20 protein-coding genes and 1 tRNA gene are annotated in these 21733 nt (G+C 62.5%); 12 read left to right on the top strand and 9 right to left on the bottom strand.

Annotated features, from left to right (window positions below):
- The first annotated feature begins 163 nt into the window (after nucleotides 1-163).
- From ACYU81_RS07650 to ACYU81_RS07660, 3 genes are all read left to right on the top strand, one after another.
- Nucleotides 164-925 carry a LuxR C-terminal-related transcriptional regulator gene (locus ACYU81_RS07650; RefSeq protein WP_449470543.1) on the top strand — a complete coding sequence of 254 codons (762 nt, stop codon included), beginning with the start codon at nucleotides 164-166 and terminating at the stop codon, nucleotides 923-925.
- 174 nt (nucleotides 926-1099) lie between these two features.
- Nucleotides 1100-1732: a DUF1326 domain-containing protein gene (locus ACYU81_RS07655; protein ID WP_460987085.1), complete on the top strand. Its 633-nt coding sequence runs from the start codon at nucleotides 1100-1102 to the stop codon at nucleotides 1730-1732.
- Nucleotides 1733-1778: 46 nt separating this feature from the next.
- Complete coding sequence (locus tag ACYU81_RS07660) at nucleotides 1779-2549, top strand: DUF2182 domain-containing protein (RefSeq protein ID WP_460987086.1); 771 nt, start codon at nucleotides 1779-1781, stop codon at nucleotides 2547-2549.
- A gap of 80 nt (nucleotides 2550-2629) precedes the next feature.
- Here the strand turns inward: ACYU81_RS07660 and ACYU81_RS07665 are convergent, their stop codons facing one another.
- Nucleotides 2630-3994: an aspartate aminotransferase family protein gene (locus tag ACYU81_RS07665; protein ID WP_460987087.1), complete on the bottom strand. Its 1365-nt coding sequence runs from the start codon at nucleotides 3992-3994 to the stop codon at nucleotides 2630-2632.
- Between the two features lie 337 nt (nucleotides 3995-4331).
- Between ACYU81_RS07665 and putA the strand changes: the two genes are divergently transcribed.
- Nucleotides 4332-7937 (top strand): trifunctional transcriptional regulator/proline dehydrogenase/L-glutamate gamma-semialdehyde dehydrogenase, encoded by a 3606-nt coding sequence (gene putA, locus ACYU81_RS07670; protein ID WP_460987088.1) that lies wholly within the window; start codon nucleotides 4332-4334, stop codon nucleotides 7935-7937.
- A gap of 45 nt (nucleotides 7938-7982) precedes the next feature.
- Here putA and ACYU81_RS07675 read toward each other — a convergent pair whose 3' ends face one another.
- Together ACYU81_RS07675 and ACYU81_RS07680 are read right to left on the bottom strand one after the other, a co-directional pair.
- Entirely contained in the window at nucleotides 7983-8759 is a 777-nt protein-coding gene (locus ACYU81_RS07675) for a 3-keto-disaccharide hydrolase (protein WP_460987089.1), read from the bottom strand.
- Between the two features lie 219 nt (nucleotides 8760-8978).
- A tRNA-Leu gene (locus tag ACYU81_RS07680) sits at nucleotides 8979-9065 on the bottom strand.
- 142 nt (nucleotides 9066-9207) lie between these two features.
- On the opposite strand from ACYU81_RS07680, the gene ACYU81_RS07685 reads away from it, so the two are divergent.
- Both ACYU81_RS07685 and ACYU81_RS07690 read left to right on the top strand, forming a co-directional pair.
- Nucleotides 9208-9966 (top strand): alpha/beta fold hydrolase, encoded by a 759-nt coding sequence (locus ACYU81_RS07685; protein WP_460988136.1) that lies wholly within the window; start codon nucleotides 9208-9210, stop codon nucleotides 9964-9966.
- Nucleotides 9963-10793 (top strand): tetratricopeptide repeat protein, encoded by an 831-nt coding sequence (locus ACYU81_RS07690; RefSeq protein WP_460987090.1) that lies wholly within the window; start codon nucleotides 9963-9965, stop codon nucleotides 10791-10793. The genes ACYU81_RS07685 and ACYU81_RS07690 overlap by 4 nt, the downstream gene beginning before the upstream one ends.
- Before the next feature lie 6 nt (nucleotides 10794-10799).
- Here the strand turns inward: ACYU81_RS07690 and ACYU81_RS07695 are convergent, their stop codons facing one another.
- Complete coding sequence (locus ACYU81_RS07695; RefSeq protein ID WP_449470630.1) at nucleotides 10800-11504, bottom strand: SIMPL domain-containing protein; 705 nt, start codon at nucleotides 11502-11504, stop codon at nucleotides 10800-10802.
- Nucleotides 11505-11607: 103 nt separating this feature from the next.
- Between ACYU81_RS07695 and ACYU81_RS07700 the strand changes: the two genes are divergently transcribed.
- Genes ACYU81_RS07700 through ACYU81_RS07710 form a run of 3 tightly spaced genes read left to right on the top strand, consistent with a single transcriptional unit; the run spans nucleotide 11608 to nucleotide 13228 of the window.
- Nucleotides 11608-12042, top strand: a complete 435-nt coding sequence (locus tag ACYU81_RS07700; RefSeq protein WP_449470631.1) for a VOC family protein — start codon at nucleotides 11608-11610, stop codon at nucleotides 12040-12042.
- 4 nt (nucleotides 12043-12046) lie between these two features.
- The gene (gloB, locus tag ACYU81_RS07705; protein ID WP_460987091.1) at nucleotides 12047-12769 is read left to right on the top strand and encodes a hydroxyacylglutathione hydrolase; all 723 of its coding nucleotides are present in this window, start codon (nucleotides 12047-12049) and stop codon (nucleotides 12767-12769) included.
- 57 nt (nucleotides 12770-12826) lie between these two features.
- Nucleotides 12827-13228, top strand: coding sequence for a hypothetical protein (locus ACYU81_RS07710; protein WP_449470635.1), 402 nt, complete (start codon nucleotides 12827-12829; stop codon nucleotides 13226-13228).
- Nucleotides 13229-13231: 3 nt separating this feature from the next.
- Here the strand turns inward: ACYU81_RS07710 and ACYU81_RS07715 are convergent, their stop codons facing one another.
- The 3 genes from ACYU81_RS07715 to ruvA form a co-directional block, all read right to left on the bottom strand.
- Entirely contained in the window at nucleotides 13232-14974 is a 1743-nt protein-coding gene (locus ACYU81_RS07715) for an AMP-dependent synthetase/ligase (RefSeq protein WP_460988137.1), read from the bottom strand.
- Between the two features lie 132 nt (nucleotides 14975-15106).
- A complete protein-coding gene (gene ruvB / locus ACYU81_RS07720; protein WP_460987092.1) occupies nucleotides 15107-16126 on the bottom strand; it encodes a Holliday junction branch migration DNA helicase RuvB in 1020 nt (339 codons plus the stop codon).
- Nucleotides 16123-16731, bottom strand: coding sequence for a Holliday junction branch migration protein RuvA (gene ruvA / locus ACYU81_RS07725; protein ID WP_460987093.1), 609 nt, complete (start codon nucleotides 16729-16731; stop codon nucleotides 16123-16125). The genes ruvB and ruvA overlap by 4 nt, the downstream gene beginning before the upstream one ends.
- Nucleotides 16732-16867: 136 nt before the next feature.
- On the opposite strand from ruvA, the gene ACYU81_RS07730 reads away from it, so the two are divergent.
- From ACYU81_RS07730 to ACYU81_RS07740, 3 genes are read left to right on the top strand one after another with little or no spacing between them, the layout of a single operon-like run.
- Nucleotides 16868-17443, top strand: coding sequence for a peptidase S14 (locus ACYU81_RS07730; protein WP_460987094.1), 576 nt, complete (start codon nucleotides 16868-16870; stop codon nucleotides 17441-17443).
- Between the two features lie 41 nt (nucleotides 17444-17484).
- On the top strand, nucleotides 17485-18123 hold the full coding sequence (locus ACYU81_RS07735) for a DUF1345 domain-containing protein (protein WP_460987095.1): 639 nt from the start codon (nucleotides 17485-17487) through the stop codon (nucleotides 18121-18123).
- Nucleotides 18124-18167: 44 nt separating this feature from the next.
- Complete coding sequence (locus ACYU81_RS07740) at nucleotides 18168-19469, top strand: methyltransferase family protein (protein ID WP_460988138.1); 1302 nt, start codon at nucleotides 18168-18170, stop codon at nucleotides 19467-19469.
- Nucleotide 19470: 1 nt separating this feature from the next.
- On the opposite strand, the gene ACYU81_RS07745 is transcribed toward ACYU81_RS07740, so the two are convergent.
- Together ACYU81_RS07745 and ACYU81_RS07750 are read right to left on the bottom strand one after the other, a co-directional pair.
- A complete protein-coding gene (locus ACYU81_RS07745) occupies nucleotides 19471-20844 on the bottom strand; it encodes a glutamate--cysteine ligase (RefSeq protein WP_460987096.1) in 1374 nt (457 codons plus the stop codon).
- A 112-nt stretch (nucleotides 20845-20956) separates the two neighbouring features.
- Nucleotides 20957-21703, bottom strand: coding sequence for a 16S rRNA (uracil(1498)-N(3))-methyltransferase (locus ACYU81_RS07750; RefSeq protein ID WP_460987097.1), 747 nt, complete (start codon nucleotides 21701-21703; stop codon nucleotides 20957-20959).
- Between the last annotated feature and the right edge of the window lie 30 nt (nucleotides 21704-21733).

Genomic DNA, 21733 nt, shown 5'->3' on the forward strand with positions numbered 1-21733 from the left:
AAATTTCCGCGAGCAGTTCAGGACTCTTGTCGCGCAAATATGCTAGTCATAACTTATTGAAACGAAAAGAAAGGGTCGCACTGCAGGCATTTGGAAACTGGTCTTTCACGCTTCGTTTGGGGCCTGCTAACGAAGGTGGAAGGGATCATGAGGGGAATACCCAATGGCTTACCCAGTCAATGTGCGTCTGTTGTGCGGTAATGCAATTGTTAGAGAAGGGCTGAGCCGGATTCTCACTGAACGAGATTTCCGGGTTAACCAATATCCCAATATTGCCGCTGCACTCCAGAAGGCGGAGGTGCCGGAAGAAGATACCGGACCGTCGCTGCTCCTGGTCGATAATGGAACCGAAGAACTTGATGCGGACAGCGTCGCCGTCCTTCAACGGCGATTTCCCTGTTCCTATCTGGTGGTTCTGTCCGACCGGTTCGATTTCCAGACGATGCTGAAGGCCTTCCGGCTTGGTGCAATGGGTTATATCATCAAGGAAATCAGCTGCGACCGCCTGGTGGCGACGCTGCATCTGGTGGCGATGGGCGAACGGGTGCTCCCACCGCAACTCGCCGATGAATTGCAGTCGCGACCGACACTCACGGACGCGCTGGAGGTTGAACGGCCAGTCGATGCCGCCAGCCTGTCGGATCGCGAGCTGGAAATCCTGCGCTGGTTAATCATGGGGTGCCCCAACAAGGTGATCTCCAAGAGAATGGAAATCAGCGAGGCGACGGTGAAGGTCCATGTGAAGGCGGTGCTGCGCAAGCTGCGCGTCAAGAACCGCACCCAGGCTGCGATCTGGGCAGCCAATCATGGAATGCGTGGACGGGTGCCGGAGGTAGAGCCCGTAGTGCCAGTGGAGGTGACGATCCCCCATCCCGCGCAGCTGCCGCCGCTTGAAATGGCTGCCATGCCGCTTAGCCGTGCCTGAACTGGATCGTCGCCCGAAAAGGGCTGCGGTCACCCCCTCATAAATTCTGAATGATGCTCCTGCGCGCAAACGCAGGAGCCTCAGAAGCCCAAGGCAGAGCAGGCTTCGGCCTGTTGAACAACAGCAAAAGCTGCTATGCTGACCCCGTCCAAGACTCAAGGCGGGAGAGGTCCCATGGCCACGCGCTGGACCATCAAGGGCAAGGAATTTGTCCACTGCAATTGCGCCTATGGTTGTCCCTGCCAGTTCAATGCGTTGCCGACGCATGGCCATTGTCAGGCCGTTGCCGCGATCGACATCGAACAGGGCCATCATGATGACACCGACCTGTCGGGCTTACGCATCGGCCTGATCGTCGCCTGGCCGGGGCCGATCCATGAAGGCATGGGCGAAGCCGTTCCGATCGTCGATGAGCGGGCGGACCCGACGCAGAGAGAAGCGTTGCTGCGCATCATGAGCGGGCTGGACACTGTGCCTGGCGCCACCTTCTTCCAGGTTTTTGCCACGACCTACACCAAGGTGCACGATCCCGTATTCGCGCCCATCGACCTACGGGTGGACATTGACGGCCGATCCGCCCGGCTGAATGTTCCCGGCTGGATCGACGCGCGTGGCGAACCGATCGTCAACCCGGTGACGGGAGAAGCGCATCGCGCGCGCATCAACCTGCCCCAGGGTTTTGAATATGATGTGTGCGAGGTCGGTCGCGGTTGGGCGAAAACCCAGGGGCCGGTCGATGTGCAGCTCAGCGATTCCCATGCGCAGTTCGCCGAGCTTCACCTGACCGAGAGTGGCGTTGTCCATTAGGCCGGTGCCACCACCAGACGGCACCCCTTCTGTTGTCCATCAGCTATTGTCGCGAAACAACCTGATCGTCGGAGCGGCGCTGCTGCTGCTGGTGATGATGGCCTGGATGTGGCTCATTTCCACGCCGGACGCCTCAATGGGGGACATGGCGGGGGAAGGAATGGCAGACATGCCGATGGGCGCGATGCCCATGGCCATCCAGCCCTTGTCGCCCAGCTATTTTCTCGCCGCCTTCGCCATGTGGTCGATCATGATGGTCGCCATGATGCTTCCTTCCGCCGCGCCCATGATATTGCTGCATGCGCGGATTGATCGAGCGACCAGTGACTATGCGCGTTTGCTGCACAGCCTTACGGTCATGGGCTCTTATCTGCTCATATGGATAAGTTTTTCAGCGATCGCGGCTGGTGCACAGGCCTTGCTGCTGCATGGTGGCTATTTGTCCGCCGCGACCTTGTCTCTGGGTGGTCGCCTGGGCGCTGCTGGCCTGTTGCTGGTGGCGGCTTTCTATGAATTGACGCCCGCCAAGCATCGCTGCCTGGAAAACTGCCAGTCGCCGCTCATCTTCATTCATCGCTACTGGCGCCCCGGTGCAGGCGGCGCGTTCCAGATCGGCATGCGGCATGGACTTTATTGTCTGGGCTGCTGCTGGGCGCTGATGCTGCTGCTGTTTGTGGGCGGCGTCATGAATCTCGCCTGGATAGCATTTTTCACATGCCTGGTCGCAGCCCAAAAGATGGCGCCGCCGCGCTGGCGGTTGGACCGATGGACCGCTGCATTCCTGTTTTTCGCGGCACTGTTTGTCGCGCTTCGCTGACGCTAGGTGAGCCGCGCGGCAACCGGGGCCGGACCGGAGCAACCGCTGCGTCGCGCAGCCGTTACTCCGATGCCGGACTGTCAGCCGATGGTTTCTTCGAAGATAGCCATCGTACGTTCGAACCGAGCGAACAGATCATCAAGCTCTTCGGCGGTGATGATCAGCGGCGGGCAGAAGACGATCGTATCGCCCAGCGCCCGCACGATCAGGCCCTGCGTCAGCCCGATTTCGACCAATCGCGCCCCGGCCTTTGCTGCGGGGTCGAAGCTGGTCCGGTTTTCAGGATCGGCATAAAGCTCGATGGCGCCGACCAAGCCGACCCCACGTACTTCGCCCACATATTTGCGGCCTTCATAGCTGCGCAGCGCCTTCGAGAATTGCGGCATCAACGACTGCACGTGGCCGACGACATTATCTTCTTCGTAGATTTTGAGCGTTTCCAGCGCGATGGCGCAGCTGACCGGATGGCCCGAATAGGTGAAGCCGTGGCCGAAGGTGCCGATGGTGCCGCTGTTCCGGGCGATCGGCGCATAGACCTTCTCATTCACCATCACGGCGGAGATCGGTGCATAACCAGATGACAGCCCCTTCGCCGTGGTGAGGATATCGGGCTTCATGCCGAAAGTGGTCGAACCGAACATCTCCCCCGTCCGGCCGTAGCCGCACACCACTTCGTCCGCGACGAGAAGCACGTCATATTTCGCCAGTACCTTCTGGACCTTTTCGAAATAGGTAGCCGGCGGCGTAAGCACCCCGCCCGCACCCATGACTGGTTCGGCGAAGAAGGCGGCGACCGTCTCCGGACCTTCTTCCAGAATGAGCTTTTCAAGATTGTCGGCGAGGCGAGTCGCGAAATCCTCTTCGCTTTCGCCCGGTTCGGCATAGCGGAAGTAATGCGGGCAATCGGTATGCAGAATATTATGGATGGGTAGGTCGAAATCGCGATGATTGGTGACAAGCCCGCTCAGGCTGGCCGACGCCACGGTAACGCCGTGATAGGCGTTGCGTCGGGCGATGATCTTCTTCTTCTCCGGCTTGCCGATGGCATTATGATAATACCAGATCAGCTTCACAGCAGAGTCGTTTGCTTCAGATCCGCTGTTGGCGAAGAACACCTTCGACATCGGCACGGGCGCGATCGACAACAGCTTGTTGGCCAGCGCGATCACGGCTGGATTGGAACGGCCGGTGAAGGTGTGATAATAGGGTAATCCACGCAGCGCTTCGCTGCCCGCCTTGGCCAGACGCTCGTTGCTGAAGCCCAGAGAGGCGCACCACAGCGCTGATACAGCTTCAAGATAGCGGTTCCCCCGATCGTCTTCCACGAAGACGCCGTCGCCCTTGGTTATGACAAGGGGGCCGACCTCAGGATGGGTCGCCAAATTCGTGAAGGAGTGGAGGTGAGCTGCAATATCAGCTGCAGCATTTTCTCTGGGATCGTACATTATCTTCGTGCTTCCGATCTTTTAGAAACTGACATTTCGGCCGTCCCGGAGATGGATATGCGCCCGACGACCATTACGCGCAGAATGTGGGGATCGACTTACCCTCATCCATGCAGGGAAGTAGCGTGCCCGCCGGATGCATAAGAATTTTGTGGACACTTATCAACACATGATCATGGGACGGGGCGGTTTGTCTGAGATTTCCGTCGATTGAAGGCGGCGAACAAGTCCAGATAGAGTGATTTTCCAGCTTTTCCCCGACCGGGATGCTGAATTGGGTCAATCCATCCATATATGCGATTCTTAGGCCCAATGATGGAGGGTAGTTGGAGCTGCCATGACCAGACGCGTGCCCTTCCAAGGCTTTGCGCCGCCCATACGTCCCCAGTCACCTCTTCGGCGAGCGATCACCGCCGCCTACCGGCGGGAAGAGCCCGCGTGCATCGCGCCGCTGCTGGAAGCCGCGACTCTTGAGCCATCGGATCGCGAAGCGATCAGAAAAGTCGCCCGCCTGCTCGTGACCACGCTCCGCGCCAACCACAGGGGCAACGGCGTGGAAGGGCTGATCCAGGAATATTCACTTTCCAGTGAAGAGGGCGTGGCGCTGATGTGCCTCGCCGAAGCCTTGCTGCGTATCCCCGATCAGACGACACGCGACGCATTGATCCGCGACAAGCTTTCTGAGGGCGATTGGGGATCGCATCTGGGCGGTGGCAAATCACTGTTCGTCAACGCCGCGACATGGGGCCTGGTCGTGACCGGCAAGCTGGTCGGCAGCGTCGATGATGATGGGCTGGGCGCCGCGCTGACCCGGCTGGTGGCGCGCGCGGGGGAGCCAGTGATCCGTCGCGGCGTGGATCTCGCCATGCGGATGATGGGCGAACAGTTCGTCACGGGCGAGACGATCGAGCAAGCATTGAAGCGAGCGCGCAGGCTGGAAGCGAAGGGCTTCCGCTACAGCTACGACATGCTGGGTGAGGCGGCGACGACCGGGGCCGATGCCGACCGCTATCATGCCGATTATGAGCGTGCCATTCACGCGATCGGAAAGGAGGCGCGCGGACGCGGCGTGTATGAAGGCCCCGGCATCTCGATCAAGCTTTCGGCGCTGCATCCCCGCTATGCCCGCTCTCAGGCGGATCGGGTGATGGGGGAATTGCTGCCCCGCGTGCGGCAACTGGCTCTGCTCGCCAAAAGCTATGATATCGGCCTCAACATCGATGCCGAGGAAATGGACCGGCTCGAACTCTCCCTTGACCTTCTCGAAAGTCTGGCGACAGACGCGGAATTGGCAGGATGGGATGGCCTGGGGTTCGTCATTCAAGCCTATGGCAAGCGCTGCCCCTTCGTCATCGACTGGATCATCGATCTTGCCCGGCGTGCAGGACGCCGCATGATGGTCCGTCTGGTGAAGGGCGCCTATTGGGATGCGGAGATCAAGCGCGCCCAGGTGGACGGCCTTGCCGACTTCCCGGTCTACACGCGCAAGGCGCACACCGATGTCGCCTATATCGCTTGCGCAAAAAAGCTGCTTGCGGCCCCCGATGCGATCTTTCCGCAATTTGCGACCCATAATGCGCAGACCCTCGCTACCATTTACCGCATTGCCGGGCCGGATTTCAGCGTCGGCCAATATGAATTTCAGTGCCTGCACGGCATGGGAGAGCCGCTATACGAACAGGTCGTGGGCAAGGAAAATCTCGACCGCCCGTGCCGCATCTATGCGCCGGTTGGCACGCATGAGACGCTGCTAGCCTATCTGGTCCGCCGCTTGCTTGAGAATGGCGCCAACTCTTCCTTCGTCCATCGTATCGCGGACCCGGCGGTTTCGGTCGAGGATCTGATCGCTGACCCGGCCGAGGTCGTCCGTGCCATGCCCCATCCCGGCGCGAAGCATGACCTGATCGCCCTGCCTGCCGATCTGTATCCCGATTGGCGCAATTCAACTGGCTTCGACCTTAGCGACGAAGGCACGCTCGCCGCCCTGTCGCAGGCCCTTCGCGATAGCGTCGCGATCGAATGGATGGCGGCCCCGACCTTCGGTTCAGGCGAGGAGCGCGCCATACGCAATCCAGCCGATCATCGGGACAGGGTCGGCACGGTGGTGGAACTGGCGGCCGAGAGCGCCGCCGCCCTCGTTTCCCGTACCGCGACATCCGATTGGGGAAGCGGGCCGGTGGAGGAGCGCGCAGCCATTCTGGAACGCACCGCCGACGCGATGCAGGCGCGCATGCCCATCCTGCTCGGCCTGTTGATCCGCGAAGCCGGAAAATCTCTTTCCAACGCGATCGCGGAGGTTCGCGAGGCGGTCGATTTCCTCCGCTATTATGCCGCGCAGGCACGGGCTAATCTCGGCGCCGGGCAGGAGCCTCTGGGACCGATCCTGTGCATCAGTCCGTGGAATTTTCCCCTCGCGATCTTCACCGGTCAGGTCGCCGCCGCTCTGGTTGCAGGCAATCCGGCGCTGGCAAAACCCGCAGTCCAAACGCCACTGATCGCGGCGGAGGCCGTGCGCTTGCTGCATGAGGCGGGCGTGCCCCGGCATGCTCTTCAATTGGCGCCCGGCGATGGTGCCTTGGGCAGCGCTCTGGTGGCGGCGCCGGAAACCGCCGGCGTCATGTTCACAGGATCGACCGCCGTCGCGCGACTGATTCAGGGCCAACTTGCCAAGAGGCTTTCACCCGCAGGCCGCCCTATTCCGTTTGTCGCTGAAACGGGCGGGCAGAACGCGATGATCGTCGACTCGTCCGCTCTCGCCGAACAGGTGGTAGCGGACGTGCTGGTCTCCGCATTCGACAGCGCGGGTCAGCGCTGTTCCGCGCTGCGCATACTCTGCCTGCAGGAAGAGGTGGCGGATCGCATTCTCCTGATGCTCAAGGGCGCGTTGGGGGAAATGCGCGTTGGCAGCACCGATGCGCTGAGGACGGACATCGGCCCGGTGATCACGCAGGCGGCAAAGGCGGGGATCGATCAGCACATTGCCAGAATGCGCGTGCGCGGAAAACGGGTTGATCAACTCACCCTGCCTGCCGAGGCGGCACACGGCACCTTCGTTGCGCCAACGATTATCGAGATCGACGATATAGCCGAGTTGGAGCGGGAGGTTTTCGGCCCGGTCCTGCATGTCGTGCGTTTTCGCCGGGAGCGGTTGGGCACGCTGATCGATTCGATCAACGCCACTGGCTATGGGCTGACCTTCGGCCTTCACACCCGGCTCGATGAGACCATCTCTTATGTCACATCGCGGGTGAGGGCGGGCAACCTTTACGTGAACCGCAACATGATCGGCGCAGTTGTCGGCGTCCAGCCGTTCGGGGGCTGCGGGCTTTCTGGAACGGGACCCAAGGCTGGCGGGCCGCTTTATCTTAACCGACTGGTGACGCGGCCATTCGCATGTGGATGGAAGTCGCGGCATCCTGTTTCACCCATCCATGATTTCGCGGATTGGCTGGAAGAAAAGGGAGAAATCGGCAGCGCGAGGAAAGCTCGTGCCTATGCCGCCGCCTCTACTCTTGGAGTGGAACGCGCGCTCGCCGGACCAGTCGGGGAACGCAACCTTTACAGCCTGCATCCCCGTGGTCAGGTGTGGATGATGCCGCAGAGCCGGGATGGCTTGTTCGAACAGATGGCCGCCATCCTTGCGACCGGGAACCGGGGCGTGGTTGTGGAGGCGCTTCCCGACGATTTGCCCCCAAATGTCGCCGCTGCATTCGCTGGCCTGCCTGACGGGCCTTATGCAGTTGCGCTGGTGGAAGGACACAGGGCAGCCGTTGCCCGAGCCCTGGCGGAAGTCACAGCGATGCCGGGGCCTATCATTTCCGTTCATGCAGCTGAGCCGGACCAGCCCCTTGCCTATCATTGCGATTGGTTGCTTGAAGAAGTGTCGATTTCCATCAACACGACCGCTGCTGGAGGTAATGCCAGCCTGATGATGATCGGATAAGCGCCAACGCCGACGCTTCCATAGCCGATCCCTTCACGGATTGCGCTACAGCAGCTTCAACCGGATGTTGCGGAATTCCACCTTCATCGGCGGACCTACGTGCGCCTGCATCCCGATTTCGCCCTTGCGCCGACGATCCGCCGACTCATCGATCGCGGCCGCCATCAATTGGCCGTTCAACAGATGATAGATGGCCGGACCCTTGGCGATGATATGGGCTTCGTTCCATTCAGCTTTGATCGCTGCTTTCAGAGGGCCGGACTCACCAATGGAACTGATTATTTGCGACGGCGGTGACGTTGTTCGCGCAAACTGACCACGGCGGGCGATAAAGCCGCGCCCCCGTTCCTCGTAGACCATGGCCGTGAAGAGATTCCGGCCGTCGATATCAAACTGTAGCCCCGACATGGCGAAGCGATTGGTAGGCGTGATCGCGTCTTTGACAACGGTGCTGCGGTAATTGACGCCGCTATTGCCTTCAGGGGTGATCCGATACTCCGCCTTCAATTCGAAATCCTCGGGCCTCCCGCCTTCCCAGATCAGGAAAGTGTTGCTCCGAAGCAGGGTGTCCGGCGTCACTTCGCCAACTATGCAGCCGTCTTCCACGCGCCAGTATCGCGGATCACCGCGCCAGCCCGCCAGAGTGTGACCGTCAAACAAGGATCTGAACCCCGGCCCGTCGCCGTCAACCGGCCGGGGCATCAGGGGCATGGCTTTTGGCGCAGGTGCCTCTGGCCGTTGCGCCGCTACGGCCAAGTGCGGGAACAGCGTCAACGTGGTCGCTCCGGCGATGAACGTCCGACGTCCGGTCCTTTGATCCATGCTGCTCTCCAATGTCGATACGCTGGTTCGACGATTAACAGCATGGTCGCGAAAAGTCCTGCTTGGTCAAGCCGGGTACCGCCCGCACCGCCGGAAGGATCATCAAAAGCGATATATTACTGGAGATTATAATTGGATTTCGCAGGACAGCGTCCGGCAATTTTCTGTCGAAAGCGCTGTAAAATCAGTCGCTCGCTTGGCGCCTTTAGCGTCCAAAAATGGTGCCCAGAAGAGGACTCGAACCTCCACGACCTTGCGATCGCCAGCACCTGAAGCTGGTGCGTCTACCAATTCCGCCATCTGGGCACGGGGTAGGACGGCGCGATTAGCCGTTGGTCCTCACACTGTCAATTCCGCGACGGGCATTATTTTTCTTCCTTTCTGGTTTTCTGCGCGTCAGCGTCTATTGCATCAGGCAGGATGCATTGATCGCCAGTGGAGACAGCCGATAGCCCCCTTCCAAGCCGCGCCGCTCGCGCTGTTCGCCCGTCCCGATGGGGTCCGGCTCGCCTACCGGCATCGCGGGGGTGCCGGGCCGACGATCGTCTTTCTGCCTGGCTACATGTCCGACATGGAAGGCGGCAAGGCGGTGGCGATCGACGCTTGGGCGGCGGAGGCGGGAAGGGCGATGCTGCGGCTCGACTATGGCGGCAACGGCGCCAGCGAAGGCCGCTTTGAGGATGGTACGCTCGCCAGCTGGCGCGACGATGCGCTACTGCTGGTCGACGCCCTGACGGAAGGGCCGTTGCTGCTGGTGGGGTCGTCCATGGGCGGCTGGATTGCCCTGCTCATCGCGCTGGCTCGCCCTGACCGGGTTGTCGGGCTGGTCGGCATCGCGGCCGCGCCGGATTTCACCGAATGGGGCTTTAGTGACGCGGACAAGGCTTTGTTGGCAACCCAGGGGCGGCTGACCGAACCCACGCCCTATGGCGATCAGCCGCTGGTGACGACGCTTGCCTTCTGGCAGTCGGGCCAGGCGCTACGCTTGCTGAACGGTCCTGTCGCCATCGATTGCCCTGTGCGGCTGATCCAAGGGCAGGAGGACCGCGACGTCCCTTGGCAGACCGCGCTGCGGCTAGCCCAGCGCCTGCATTCATATGATGTGCAGACGCTGCTGATTAAGGATGGCGACCACCGTCTGTCGCGCGATGGCGACATTGCATTGCTGATCCACACTCTCGGCAGTCTTTTGGACAATCTTCGATGAGCTTTATCCTTCCGTTGCTGCTTTTGACGCCGCAAGCCTATGATCCGGAAATTGAGGCGGTGATGAACCGGCCCAAGAAGGAGGCGCAGGCGCCCGCACCAAGCCCCGCTGCTGACGGTCGCATTCCCGTTCCGGAAAAATATGCGAAGCCCTTCCAGGCCTGTCTCGACGAGGCGCTTCAATCGCCCGAGCAGGGCGTCGCGTTCGCGCAGAAATGGCGGTTGGAAGGGGGCAGCTTCTACGCGCGCCATTGCATGGGTTTCGCCTATGCCCGTGCGGAGCGGTGGGCGCCCGCGATTGTGTCTTTTGAACAAGCTGCTGATGAGGCCGAGCGTAGCGGTGAAATGGCGCAGAGCGCGCGCTTATGGGCGCAGGCCGGTAATGCCGCGCTGGCGGCGGGCGATCCCGCCAAGGCGCGCACCAGTTTCGACGCGGCACTGGCGCGCGGCCTGCCCGACGGCGTGGAAAAAGGCGAAACCCATCTCGATCGCGCCCGCGCCCTCGTCGCGCTGGGTGAGGTCAAGGAAGCGCGCGATTCGCTCGATGTGGCTCTGGCGCAGGTGCCGCAGGACCCGCTGGCGTGGCTGCTATCGGCCACGCTGGCCCGCCGCGCGGGGGAGTTGAAGCTGGCGCAGGCGCATATCGCGCGGGCGGTGCAGCTCTCTCCCGATGATGCGTCGGTGGCTTTGGAGGAGGGCAATATCGCTGTCCTGACTGATCATGCCGACATCGCCCGATCGGCCTGGCAAAGAGCAGTCAAGCTCGCGCCGCAATCGCCCGCAGGCAAGGCGGCCGCCGATAATCTCACCCGGCTGCCGCCCGCCTGAGCCCGTCTATTTAAGGTAGAAGTCGACGGTCGTGACGACGCGGACCTTCTTGTAGGGGGTGTCGCTCGATCCGTCCGCCTCTCCATCGCGTGGATCGATGGAAAAATAGCCCTGGGTGGCGCTCTTGATGCCGCCGACGCTTGCCCCGCTGTCGCGCGCGAATTGTTCGGCTGCGGCGCGGGCATCGCGGGTCGCGGCGGCCACCATGGGCGGCTTGACGTCGTTGAGCTTTGTGAAGCTGTAGCGCATGCCGGAACCTTCCTGGAGCGTGACGCCCCGCCGGACGAGGTCGAACTGCTGCGCGACTGCTTTCTGAGCGCGTGCGATGTCGGTCGTGCGCAACAACATACGTTGAGTGATAGTGATCGTGTTGACGCCGTTGTTGATATATTGATTGACGCCCGCGCCCGTAGGGGTCAGCGCCTCCGGCTTGAAGCCGAGGCTTGCGAAATAGGCCTTCAGCTCTCGCGTATTATTGTCGATCTCCGCACGCACCGCAGGCAGGTCGAAGCCGGTTGCGGCATAGCTGATCGACCAGGTCGCAAGGTCGGCCGTGACATTGCGCTCGGCCAGACCCCTGACCGTGACGGATCGGTCCGCAGCCTTTGCGCGCTTCAGCCCGTCACCCAGCAGATAGCCGCCGCTGACCAGCCCCAGCGCCAGCAACCCGGCACAGCCCAGCAGCACCTTGTCGCGATACTCGATTGCCATTCGCGTCTCCTCTTCCATCCACGCCTGCGCCGCCCTATCTTGAGATCATTCCTGCCATTGCCGAGATGAACCGTTGCTTGATGGCGACGAACGGAGCGACCGCTTGACCAAATATCTGCATACCATGATCCGCGTGACTGACGTTGACCGCACGGTCGCCTTCTTCAAGCTGTTGGGGCTGGAGGAGCAGAAACGCTTCGACAATGAAAATGGACGCTACACCCTCGTTTTCCTAGCCGCGCCGGGCGATGAGGATGCTCAGGTGGAGCTGACCTACAACTGGCCACCGGAAGACGGCAGGCCAGCGGAAAGCTATGGCGAGGGCCGGAATTTCGGCCATCTCGCCTATCGCGTCGATAATATCTACGCGGTGTGTCAGCGGCTGATGGATGCAGGCGTCACCATCAATCGCCCGCCACGCGACGGCCACATGGCCTTTGTCCGCACGCCCGATAATATCTCGATAGAATTGTTGCAGGACGGATATCTCGATCCTGCCGAACCTTGGGCGTCGATGCCCAATACCGGCGTCTGGTAAGCCGATGCTGAGCGTTGTCCGAATCCCGGTGCTGTCCGATAATTATGTCTGGCTGCTGCATGATGATGCCAGTGGCGAGACCGTGGTGGTCGACCCGGCGGTGGCGGACCCTGTGCTGGCGGCGGCGGCCGAGCGGGGCTGGACCATCAGCCAGATCTGGAACACGCATTGGCATGGCGATCATGTGGGCGGCAACGCGGCGATCAAGGCGGCGACCGGCTGCCGGATCACCGGGCCGACCGCAGAGGCGGCCAAGATCGGCACGCTCGACCGCGAAGTGGGGGAAGGGGATGAGGTTCGCATCGGCGATCATGTTGCCACAGTGATGGAGGTGCCTGCCCATACGGCGGGGCATATCGCCTATCATCTGGCCGCCGATCACATCATCTTTGTCGGCGACACGTTGTTCGCCATGGGCTGCGGGCGGCTGTTCGAAGGGACGGCGGATCAGATGTTCACCAACATGACCCGCCTCGCAGCGTTGCCAGACGAAACGATGGTCTATTGCGCCCATGAATATACGCAGGGGAATGGCCGTTTTGGCCTGACGATCGAGCCGGACAATGAAGCACTCGCCGATCGCATGGTGCAGGTCGATGCCGCCCGCGCACGCGGCGAGGCTACCGTGCCCACGACCATAGGGCTGGAGCGCGCGACTAATATCTTCATGCGCGCCAGCGACGCGGATGAGCTGGCACGCCGCCGCAAGGCCAAGGATACCGCCTGACGGTTCGGGCGTTACGCCGACGTCTCCATTCATGGAGACATGTGCAGGAGGATTGCCATGCGTGCATCGATATGTCTGGTGCCACTGATGCTGGCAGCGTGCGCAGGCGGTAGCGAGCCCCCGCGCCTTACGGAGAAACAAGCGGCCCGGCTTGAGGCCGCACTGGAAGGCAAAGTCGCGGGCGAGCCAGTCAACTGCGTGAGCCGCTATCCGGGCTCCAGCCTCACCGCTGTCAGTGAAAGCGTGCTGCTGTACCGGGTGAGTGGGCGGCTGATCTATCGCAACGACCTGATCGGTAGTTGCACCGGGTTGGGGAGGGGCGATACCCTCATCATCAAGCCGACAGGCTCGCAATATTGCCGGGGCGATCTCGCGCGGAGCGCCGATCTGGTCACCGGGTCGATCACCGGCGGTTGCGCGCTGGGGTCATTCACGCCCTATCGCACCCCCGGCCGCTGACGGTCAGCCCTTGTAGAGCGCGTCCAACCGTTCCTGATAGCGCGCCTTGATGATATGGCGGCGGATCTTCATCGATGGCGTCATCTCGCCATTTTCGATGGTGAAGGGTTCGTCGGCCAAGATGATGCGCCGGACCCGTTCGGTGACGGACAGGTCTTCATTGACCCGATCGACCGCCGCCCTTAATGCTGCCTGATAGGCGGCGTTGGATGCGGTGTCGTCCGCGTCAAGGCCGTGCGCCGCCGCCCATTCGCGCGTCCACTCGGCATCGGGCACCAGCAGCCCGACCAGATGCGGACGCCGGTCGCCATAGACCATGGCCTGACCGATCTCCGGCTGTAGCGTCAACATGCCCTCGACCTTCTGCGGCGACACATTGTCGCCCTTGTCATTGACGATCAGGTCCTTCTTGCGATCGGTGATGCGGATGCGCCCCTTGGCGTCGATCTCGCCAATGTCTCCGGTGTGCAGCCACCCGTCCTTCAGCGCCTTTTCGGTTTCGGCGGCATTGCGCCAATAGCCCTGCATCACCAGTTCGCCGCGCACCAATATTTCGCCATCCTCGGCGATCCTGACCTCCACCCCGTCGAGCGGCGGGCCGACCGTGTCCATCGCGATACCCGCGCGCGGCCGGTTGCAGCTGACCACTGGCCCCGCCTCCGTCTGACCATAGCCCTGCAACAGCGTCAGCCCCATCGCGTCGAAAAACAGGCCGACATCCGGATTGAGCGGCGCGCCGCCCGATACCAGTGCCTTCATCCGCCCGCCAAAGCGCTTGGCGATCTTGGGCTTCAGCGTCCGGTTCAGCAGCAGCTTGATCGGCAGGTCGGCGATCGATGTGTTACCGTTCTGCTCCTTCGCGGCGATCCGCAGCGCTTGCGCCAGCAGCCAGGCGGGGAACTTGCCCTGCTTCTCGATCGACTTGATGATCCGGGCGCGCAGCACCTCGAACAGGCGGGGCACGACGACCATGATCGTCGGGCGCGCTTCCTCTATGTTGCTGGCGAGCTTTTCCAGCCCTTCCGCATAATAGATCTGCCCGCCCAGCATGATTGGCAGAAACTGGCCGCCGCTATGTTCATAGGCGTGGCTGAGCGGCAGGAAGGACAGGAAAACTTCATCCCCCCAGCCGAAATCCTCCGCGACCAGCCTGCCCGCGCCTTCGATATTGCACAGTATCGCGCCGTGATGCTGCATGACGCCGCGTGGCGCACCACCTGTGCCGCTGGTATAGATGATGCAGGCGAGGTCATCCCGTCCGGCCGTCTGTTCGGCGGCGCAGGCGTCGGGATCAGCGATGCGGGACGCGACCATGTCGGCCCACAGATGACAGGACAGATCGCCCTGCGCGCCCCGGAGCGGCTCCATTCCGATGATGAAACTTGCTTGCGATCGCAACACGGCGGGCATCAGCGTCTGCGCCAGCTTGGCCGTCGACACGATCACCGCGCGGGCGCCGCTGTCCGTCAGGATATGCTGATGATCGCGCGTGGTGTTGGTGGTGTAAGTCGGCACCGTCACGCATCCCGCCGCCATGATGGCAAGGTCGGCGATGCAGAATTCGGGGCGGTTCTCACTCACCAACATGACCGGGTCGCCCGGCTTCAGCCCTTGCGCCTTGAGCGCGGCGGCAAGTCCCGCCACCTGCAAGGCCACCTCGGTCCAGCTGAGCGATTGCCAGCCGCCGACCGTCTTGCGCCACAGGAAGGGAAGGTCGCCCATTTCCTTCGCCCGGGCGAAGAACATGGTCACCAGATTGGGATACTGTTCGATCGCCCGCAAAGCAGCGCAACTCCTTGATTCAAGAGCGCGTCCGATGCGCGCATCCGCTCCTTGCCGACGCTATAGCCGCGCCTTGCCGTAGCGGTCACGCATTTTTCAGTCGAATAGCCCGTCCTGCAATCCGGCGGGCGGATTAAGCCCCAGATGCTTCCATCCCGGCCCATTCAGGCAGCGGCCCCGCGCCGTGCGAGCGATCAGGCCAAGCTGGATCAGATAGGGTTCGATCACTTCTTCGATCGTGTCGCGCGGCTCCGACAAACCGGCCGCTAGTGTCTCGACCCCGACCGGACCACCCCGATAGATGTCGGCGATCATCATCAAATAGCGCCGGTCCATCAGGTCGAGGCCCAGCTGATCGACCTCCAGCCGCCTCAGCGCCGCGTCCGCCGCCTTGGCATCCACTGCTTCGACGCCCGCGACATTCGCAAAGTCGCGCACCCGCCGCAGCAGCCGCCCCGCGATGCGAGGCGTTCCGCGCGACCGCCGGGCAATCTCGATCGCCCCGTCGGACGTGATACGAAGGTCCAGCAACCGCGCCGCGCGCCGCACCACCAGCTCCAGTTCCTCGACGGTATAGAATTGCAGCCGCACCGGAATGCCGAAGCGATCTCGCAGCGGCGTCGTCAGCAGGCCCTGCCGCGTCGTTGCGCCGACCAGGGTGAAGCGGGGCAGGTCTATACGCACCGACCGGGCAGACGGACCCTCGCCGATCATCAGGTCAAGCGCCCGGTCCTCCATCGCCGGATAAAGCACCTCTTCCACCGCCGGGTTGAGCCTGTGAATCTCATCCACGAACAGCACGTCGCCCTCATCCAGATTGGTCAGCAGTGCCGCCAGATCGCCCGATTTGGCGATCACCGGCCCTGACGTCGCGCGGAAGCCGACGCCCATTTCCTTCGCCACGATCTGCGCCAGCGTTGTTTTGCCCAGCCCCGGCGGGCCAAAGAACAGCACATGGTCCAGCGCATCGCCACGCTGCTTCGCCGCTTCGATAAAGACCCGCAAATTGCCGCGCGCAGCCTCTTGCCCGATGAACTCGGTCAGGGATTTGGGCCGCAGGGCAGCATCCACATCCTCCGCCCGGCGCGTGGAGGCGATCAACCGTTCCTCGCTCACTTGGCCGCCTTCCGCAGCGCCAGTCGGACCAGCGCATCCAGCGTCGCGCTATCGCCCAGCTCTTCCTCCGCAGCAGCAACCGCGCTGCTCGCCTCGGCAGGCTTGAAGCCGAGATTCTGAAGGGCGGAAATCGCATCCGCTCCCAGTCCTCCGGCCATTACAGGCGCGATGCCCGCGCCCAACACGCCGCCAGCGCCCGGCGCCGCGCCGATCTTGTCCTTCAATTCGTTGACGATCCGCAGCGCCAGCTTCGGCCCCACGCCATTGGCGCGCGCCACCATCGCCTTGTCCCCGGTCGCCACCGCGCGATGCAGTTCGGCCGGTTCGAGCGCCGACAAGATCGCCAGCGCCACGCGCGATCCCACGCCCTGAACGCCGATCAGCAGGCGGAACCAGTCGCGCTCTTCTCCCCGCGCAAAGCCGACCAGCCTAATCGAATCGTCCGACACCAGCATTTCGGTATGCACCGTCACCGCTTCGCCTACCGGCCCCAGCGCCGACAAGGTGCGCGACGATGCGCCGACGAGATAGCCCACGCCCCCCACGTCGATGATCGCATGGTCGGTGCCCGTGCTATCCAGCCGCCCTTTGAGTTTCGCGATCATGCCCCGCACCCTTTGGTCATGATCTGTTCTTTACAGCCTCTTGAGCGCAGCGCCAGTCAAAAGCGCGCCTGCCTTGGCACCAATTCCCGCGCCGGACGTAGTGCAGCCCGATCCCTAGTCTATCAGGAACCCATTGATGTCGATGCAAGCGCCCTTGCTCTCGCCCCAGGACTTCGCCTGTCCCGCCATCCGCCTCTCCGGTCCCGTCGATCAGTCCATGTATCTGTACTTCAAGGACGCGCTGGCGGGGGCGCCCTCCGAGGGGCTGGTGGTGACAGAAATTTCGACGCTTGGCGGCGATCCCGAAATCGCCCGGATGATGGGCGAGGATATACGCTTCCATTCGGAACTCAGCGCCGCGCGGCGGCTGGTGTTTCTGGGAAAGACCGCCGTCTATTCGGCTGGCGCGACCTTCATGGGCTTTTTCGCCAAGGAGAACCGCTACCTCACGCGTGGCACGCGGGTGATGATCCATGAACGGCTCATCACCAAGGAGATCCACTTGCAGGGGCCGCTGTCCACCTGCATCGCACCGCTAAGGGCCGCTTTGAACGAAATAGAGGCGTCGATCGCCATCCAGAACGAAGGCTTTTCCAACCTGATCCTGGGCTCCAGCATCTCGCTTGACGAAGTGCTGAAGCGGGCACCGGAAAACTGGTATCTCGAAGCGAATGAAGCCGCGGCGCTGGGTCTGGTGGCGGCGGTGCTCTGACGCCGCTTGCCAGCCCCGTCATTTTGCGGCTTTCTGGACGGATGAAGTCTTCTTCCTCCCGGTCCCGGGTTTTTCCCTGGCGTTACGGCATGTTCCTGGTGCTGCTGGCGACTGCCCTGCCGTTCGGCTGGGTGATGCCCTGGCATCAGGCGGTGATGGCGGGGTTCGATTGTGCCGCTCTTGCGTTCATCGCCGCAGCCGCGCCGCTTCTGAAAGCCGATCCTGACAGCATGCGCCGCACAGCGCAGGAAAATGATGCCAATCGCCGCCTGATGCTGCTCCTGACGGGCATTGTCTCGCTGGTGGTGCTGGTCGCGGTGGGAGCAGCCGTCAGCCAGCATGGCGGCCCCAATGCAGCCGCTGTCGCGCTGTTGCTTGTGACGCTGGCGCTTGCCTGGCTCTTTTCCAACCTCGTCTATGCGATGCATTATGCGCATCTCTTCTACCTCGCCGATCAGCGCGGGAAGGATCAGCAGGGCGTCGACTTCCCCGGCACGAAGGAGCCAGGATACAGCGATTTTCTCTATTTCGCCTTCACCCTCGGCATGACCTTCCAGACGTCCGATGTCACGGTGACCGGCACATCCATGCGTCAGGTGGTGACCGCGCATTGCCTCGCGGCGTTCCTGTTCAACCTTGGCATTCTGGCCTTCACCATCAATGTTCTGGGCGGCGCCTGAGGCGGCTTCACGGCTTGATTACCATTTCCCGGCATAAGCCGGGCATGTCTTCCGCTACCGATCCTTGTCCACCCTCTGCCGTCAGCCATGGCGTAGGCTTCGCCGGACTGGCCGGTCTTGCCCTTTGGGCGGTGGTGGCGCGGCATTATGGGATGAATGGCCCCAATGCGGGCTTCGCGGCGGTAATCGCCTGCGGGCTGCCGATGATCTTGTGGTCGCTGCTGGTGGACAAGGTTCATCGCAATCCATCGACCGGTATCGACTGGCAGGCGCCTCCCCGACCATGGCGCGCCGTCCTCGACATCAGCCTCGTCAAGATCGCTGGCCTTTGGGCGACATGGCTGGCGATCGCGATCTTCTACTGTTTGGCCCGCTGGTACTGGAGCGGAAACTATCATTATTCCATGAACCTGTTCATGGGCGCGGCCCCTTGGCTTGTGCTGTTCTCTGTCCCTTATGTCGTCTGGCTGGATCGGCGGCTGGTCGAACCCCGCGATGCCACCCATGCCTTTGGACAATGGATCATCGGGGGAGCAGCGGGCGCAGCCGACATGGCGCAGGTCGCCAATCATGCCCGCGCATGGGCGGTCAAAGGCTTCTTCCTTGCCTTCATGCTCTCCATCGTGCCGGGCAACTTTGCCAGCGTGGTGGACTGGCGGTTGGATCATGCCTTCGCCAATCCGGTGAACCTTGCCGCCTTCCTGATCGCGGTCATGTTCATGATCGATGTCTGCATGGCGACGGTCGGCTACCTGCTGACATGCAAGCCGCTCGATTCCCACATACGCTCGGCCAATCCGCTGCTGACCGGTTGGGTAGCGGCGCTGATCTGCTACCCGCCCTTCGTGCTGATGGGGTCGGGGGGGCCGCTCGACTATCATGCAGGCGGCGCGGAATGGGACGTTTGGACGCAGGGACATACGACCTTGCAATGGATATTGGGCAGCTGGCTCGTCCTGCTAACCGCCATCTATGCTTGGGCGACGGTGGTGTTCGGCATCCGCTTCTCCAACCTCACCCATCGCGGTATCCTGACGCATGGGCCTTATCGCTGGACGCGGCACCCCGCTTATCTGTCGAAGAATCTCTTCTGGTGGTTTTCAGCACTACCCTTCCTCACGGTCTCGGGAAGCCTCACCGACATGGTGCGCAACTGCGCGATGCTGGCGGCGACCAACGCCGTCTATTATTGGCGAGCCCGGACGGAAGAAGCCCACCTCTCCACTGATCCCGCCTATCGCGCCTACAGCGAATGGATGGAGCGCAACGCGCCTGTGCCACGTCTGTTCGCGTGGGCAACGGGCCGCCGCCGCAAGACTCAAACAGCCCTGACGCCAGCGGAATAGGTTAGAAGCTTTCCTCGGCGTAGACGCGCGAAAGATCGCCCGCCCATTCGCCATGATAGCGCGCGAGCAGATCTTCGGCATGCGTCCGCCCAGCCGCGACGATCTCGTCCAGCGGTGCCAGATAGGCGGTTTCATTGTCGCCGATATCGTTCAGCCGCGCCCGCGCCCTCAGCCCGCTGCGGCTGATATCCAGTACTTCGGCCGCGATGTCGCGCAGCTTGCGCCCGCCCGGCAACGGCGCATCCAGCGCCAGCTTCGGCGCGGTGTCGCGCAACGTCTGGCGGTCCTCCATGGTCCAGTCCTTCACCAGATCCCAGGCTGCGTCCAACGCGCCCTGATCATAGAGCAGGCCAACCCAGAAAGCGGGGAGGGCGGTGATGCGATCGGCGCGTCCGCCATCGGCCCCGCGCATTTCAAGGAAGCTCTTTAGCCGCACTTCGGGGAAGGCGGTCGACAGATGATCTTCCCAATCCTTCTCGGTCGGCTTCTCGCCGGGCAGAATGGAAAGCTTGCCGTCCAGGAAGTCGCGGAAGCTGAGGCCCGCCGCATCGATGTAGCGGCCGTCGCGATAGACGAAGTACATCGGCACATCGAGTGCATAGTCCGCGTACCGCTCATAGCCAAAGCCGTCCTCGAACACGAAGGGCAGCATGCCCGTGCGGTGCGGGTCGGTGTCCGACCAGATATGGCTGCGATAGGACAGGAAGCCGTTGGGCTTGCCTTCGGTAAAGGGCGAATTGGCGAACAGCGCAGTTGCCAGCGGTTGCAGGGCCAGGCCGACGCGGAACTTCTGCACCATGTCCGCCTCGCTGCCATAGTCGAGGTTTGTCTGGATGGTGCAGGTCCGCAGCATCATGTCGAGGCCCATCGACCCCACGCGCGGCATGTGCCGCAGCATGATGTCATAGCGCCCCTTAGGCATCACGGGCAGCTCGGCCCGAGTCTTGTCCGGCCACATGCCCAGGCCCAGGAAGCCCAGACCCAACATGTCGCCCACATATTTGACCTGTTCCAGATGCCGCGCCGTCTCCGCGCAGGTCTGGTGCAGATTTTCCAACGGCGCACCGGACAGTTCCAGTTGACCCGCCGGTTCCAGGCTGACCGTCCCCTCGGCACTCGACAGGGCGATGATGTTATCGCCCTCGAACACCGGGCTCCAGCCATAGCGGGTCAGCCCGATCAGCAGCGTGTGGATGCCGCCCTGCTCGCTGTAGGACGGCGCATGATGATCCGCCCTGGAATAGACGAACTTCTCGTGCTCGGTGCCGATGCGCCAGCGGTCCTTGGGCTTGGCGCCCTTGGAAAAGGCCACGATCAGCTGGTCGCGGCTTTCGATGACGGGATCGTTGCCCCCTGAGTCGGTTCTCGTGCTCATGCCCCGCCTTAGCCTGTCCCCCTTGCGCGTCAATCGACAGCGCGCGGAGGACAAATAGGTTGCGTCCACCGGGGCTGCAATCCCATTTCGGATTGCAACTGGAACAGCTATCCTATCGCCAGTCGCCGTTCAGCGTCATCCACGCCGACGTCGCGGCGATCGCCGCTGTCTCCGCGCGCAGGATTCGAGGGCCAAGGGACACGGGCACGGCCCTAGCCACAGCGCGGATCGCCTCCCGTTCTGCCGGGTCGAAGCCGCCCTCCGGTCCGATCAGGAACGCCGCAGGGCCTTTATGCGCGCGCAGCGTCTCGCTCAAAGGCTCACCCCCGCTTTCATCGGCGAAAAACAGCCAGCGATCCTCCGGCCAATCGCGCAGCAGCGCGTCCAGCTTCACCATGCCGCCGAGGTCAGGAAGCGCGGTGCGCCCGCACTGCTCGGCCGCCTCGACCAGATGGGCGTGCAGCCGGTCGAGATTGAGTTTGTCCACCACCGCCCGGCGGGTCAACACTGGCTGCAACTTGGCGACACCTAGTTCGCAGGCTTTTTCCGCGATCAGGTCGATGCGGCCTTTCTTGATCGGCGCGCAGCATAGCCAGAAGTCTGGCACCTGCTCCGGTGCCTTGGTCTGGCTGACGCATTCCAGCACCAGATCGCGCTTGCGCATGTCCCGCACCCGCGCGGCCCATTCGCCGGACCTGCCGTCGAACAGCAGGACGATGTCGTCGGGCTTCACCCGCATGACGCTGATCAGATAATGGGCCGGGTTGCCATCGATCGGCACGGCCACGCCGTCGCCCAACTGCGTTTCGACATGCAGGCGCGGCGCGCTTTGCGGCGGCCAGGCAGGGGTTGCGGTCATTTCGCCTCTTCCGTTCGCCCTGTTTGACTG

This window comes from Sphingobium sp. TomTYG75 (assembly GCF_054771635.1).

What these genes read in the sequence shown, in the direction of transcription:
- ACYU81_RS07650 (WP_449470543.1), top strand. Translation starts at nt 164, where the DNA reads ATGGCTTACCCAGTCAATGTGCGTCTGTTGTGCGGTAATGCAATTGTT.
- ACYU81_RS07655 (WP_460987085.1), top strand. Translation starts at nt 1,100, where the DNA reads ATGGCCACGCGCTGGACCATCAAGGGCAAGGAATTTGTCCACTGCAAT.
- ACYU81_RS07665 (WP_460987087.1), bottom strand. Translation starts at nt 3,994, where the DNA reads ATGTACGATCCCAGAGAAAATGCTGCAGCTGATATTGCAGCTCACCTC.
- putA (WP_460987088.1), top strand. Translation starts at nt 4,332, where the DNA reads ATGACCAGACGCGTGCCCTTCCAAGGCTTTGCGCCGCCCATACGTCCC.
- ACYU81_RS07675 (WP_460987089.1), bottom strand. Translation starts at nt 8,759, where the DNA reads ATGGATCAAAGGACCGGACGTCGGACGTTCATCGCCGGAGCGACCACG.
- ACYU81_RS07690 (WP_460987090.1), top strand. Translation starts at nt 9,963, where the DNA reads ATGAGCTTTATCCTTCCGTTGCTGCTTTTGACGCCGCAAGCCTATGAT.
- ACYU81_RS07695 (WP_449470630.1), bottom strand. Translation starts at nt 11,504, where the DNA reads ATGGCAATCGAGTATCGCGACAAGGTGCTGCTGGGCTGTGCCGGGTTG.
- gloB (WP_460987091.1), top strand. Translation starts at nt 12,047, where the DNA reads ATGCTGAGCGTTGTCCGAATCCCGGTGCTGTCCGATAATTATGTCTGG.
- ACYU81_RS07710 (WP_449470635.1), top strand. Translation starts at nt 12,827, where the DNA reads ATGCGTGCATCGATATGTCTGGTGCCACTGATGCTGGCAGCGTGCGCA.
- ACYU81_RS07715 (WP_460988137.1), bottom strand. Translation starts at nt 14,974, where the DNA reads ATGTTCTTCGCCCGGGCGAAGGAAATGGGCGACCTTCCCTTCCTGTGG.
- ruvA (WP_460987093.1), bottom strand. Translation starts at nt 16,731, where the DNA reads ATGATCGCGAAACTCAAAGGGCGGCTGGATAGCACGGGCACCGACCAT.
- ACYU81_RS07730 (WP_460987094.1), top strand. Translation starts at nt 16,868, where the DNA reads ATGTCGATGCAAGCGCCCTTGCTCTCGCCCCAGGACTTCGCCTGTCCC.
- ACYU81_RS07735 (WP_460987095.1), top strand. Translation starts at nt 17,485, where the DNA reads ATGAAGTCTTCTTCCTCCCGGTCCCGGGTTTTTCCCTGGCGTTACGGC.
- ACYU81_RS07740 (WP_460988138.1), top strand. Translation starts at nt 18,168, where the DNA reads ATGTCTTCCGCTACCGATCCTTGTCCACCCTCTGCCGTCAGCCATGGC.
- ACYU81_RS07745 (WP_460987096.1), bottom strand. Translation starts at nt 20,844, where the DNA reads ATGAGCACGAGAACCGACTCAGGGGGCAACGATCCCGTCATCGAAAGC.
- ACYU81_RS07750 (WP_460987097.1), bottom strand. Translation starts at nt 21,703, where the DNA reads ATGACCGCAACCCCTGCCTGGCCGCCGCAAAGCGCGCCGCGCCTGCAT.